The organism is Pantoea sp. Morm, from assembly GCF_016643525.1.
GTDB lineage: Bacteria > Pseudomonadota > Gammaproteobacteria > Enterobacterales > Enterobacteriaceae > Pantoea > Pantoea dispersa.
The window spans coordinates 1-1,706 of the sequence record NZ_VOQX01000232.1; the positions used below are offsets into that span (position 1 = coordinate 1).

The following is a 1,706-nucleotide window of genomic DNA, read 5'->3' on the forward strand; positions in this document are numbered from 1 at the left end:
TCTGCTGCGCCATACTGCCCCACGGTGCGCTAAAGGCGAGAAAATAGACCGGATCGCCGTTGCTCAGCGTGCCGGTGCCATCAATACCGGCGATAAACGGATAGTGGCTACCGGCGCTGTAATGGGCACCGGCAGCTCTCGCTTTCGCCAGCTGGCTGATGGCGGCGGCCTTCACCGTCACCACCACATGCTGTTCATCGGCCTGCGGTGGCGGGAAATCGCCCCATACCGGTTTCTCACCTGCGGCACTGACAATAGCTGCTTTCATGTTTCACCTTCAGTTCATCGGATAATATGTGTAATATGCACACATTAGGCCTGCTCTGGGATGACGTCAATGAAAAGCGTGCAAAATACACATAATAATGCCGGCTTCGATGATTTGCACAACGCGCTGCTGATGATCGTCGGCACCTTTAATCGTCCGCAACGCGATGAATTATTAATAAAAGAGTCCGGTATCCAGCTGGATCGCGCCCTGTTTCCGCTGCTGATCCAGATTGGCCGTTTTGGTCCCCTCGGCGTGGTCGAGCTGGCCGATCGCGCCGGGCGCGATTACACCACTGTCAGCCGCCAGGTGGCGAAGCTGGAAGAGCTGGGGCTGGCGCAGCGGCAGAAAAATGCCAGAGACAAGCGGATCAATGAGGCGGTGATCACGGCGGCGGGAAAAGCGATGACGGATAAAATCGACGCGGCACGCACCCAGATTTATCAGCAACTGTTCGCTGGCTGGCCAGCTGAAGAGCGCGCTGAGTTAACGCGCCTGTTACAGCGCTTCGTCGGCGATTTCATGGCGGTGGATCGACAGCCGCAGCTGGATTAAGCGTGGCTGTAGCGCTCGGTTTCCGGCAGCCAGCGCTCGATCAGCGCCTGAGCCTGTTCGGGATAATGCTGGTGGATATGGCGCGCCACGCGCTGAACTTCCGGAATCATGCTTTGATCGCGCAGTAAATCGGCAACTTTAAACTCGGCGTTGCCGGTCTGGCGCGTGCCGAGCAATTCACCCGGACCGCGAATCTCCAGATCGTGCTGGGCGATGACAAAACCGTCGTTGCTGTCGCGTAGCACCTGCAGGCGTTTCTGCGCGGTTTTACTCAGCGGCGCTTTGTACAGCAGCACGCAGTGTGAAGCGACGGCACCGCGGCCAACGCGTCCGCGCAGCTGATGCAGCTGCGCCAGACCAAGCCGTTCCGGGTTTTCGATGATCATCAGGCTGGCGTTGGGCACATCGACGCCGACCTCAATCACCGTGGTGGCCACCAGCAGCTGGATTTCATTGGCCTTGAACGCCGCCATTACCGCCTGTTTCTCCGCCGGCTTCATACGCCCGTGCACCAGACCGACCTGCAGGTCCGGCAGCGCCACTTTCAGCTCCTGCCAGGTGGCTTCCGCCGCCTGCGCTTCCAGCACGTCGGATTCATCGATCAGCGTACACACCCAATAGGCCTGACGGCCTTCATGGCAGGCGCTTTGCACCCGGGCGATGATGTCGCTGCGGCGGGTATCGGGAATTGCCACCGTGGTCACCGGCGTACGGCCCGGCGGCAGTTCGTCAATGGTTGAGGTATCGAGATCGGCATAGGCCGTCATCGCCAGGGTGCGCGGAATCGGGGTGGCGGTCATGATCAGCTGATGCGGATGGAAACCCTGCTCTTCGCCTTTTTCCCACAGCGCCAGCCGCTGATGCACGCCGAAACGGTGCTGCT

Annotated in this window: 2 protein-coding genes and 1 pseudogene; 1 reads left to right on the top strand and 2 read right to left on the bottom strand. The window is 59.8% G+C overall.

Annotation, left to right across the window (positions count from 1 at the left end; all coding sequences use genetic code 11):
• Positions 1 to 268, bottom strand: a pseudogene (locus tag FT726_RS27140) (zinc-binding alcohol dehydrogenase family protein); the annotation flags it as partial.
• A gap of 69 nt (positions 269 to 337) precedes the next feature.
• Here FT726_RS27140 and FT726_RS27145 point away from each other — a divergent pair.
• On the top strand, positions 338 to 823 hold the full coding sequence (locus FT726_RS27145; RefSeq protein ID WP_058780488.1) for a MarR family winged helix-turn-helix transcriptional regulator: 486 nt from the start codon (positions 338 to 340) through the stop codon (positions 821 to 823).
• Here the strand turns inward: FT726_RS27145 and FT726_RS27150 are convergent.
• A partial coding sequence (locus FT726_RS27150; RefSeq protein ID WP_346303837.1) for a helicase-related protein occupies positions 820 to 1,706 on the bottom strand: 887 nt, incomplete at its 5' end. The two genes, FT726_RS27145 and FT726_RS27150, sit on opposite strands and share 4 nt — an antisense overlap.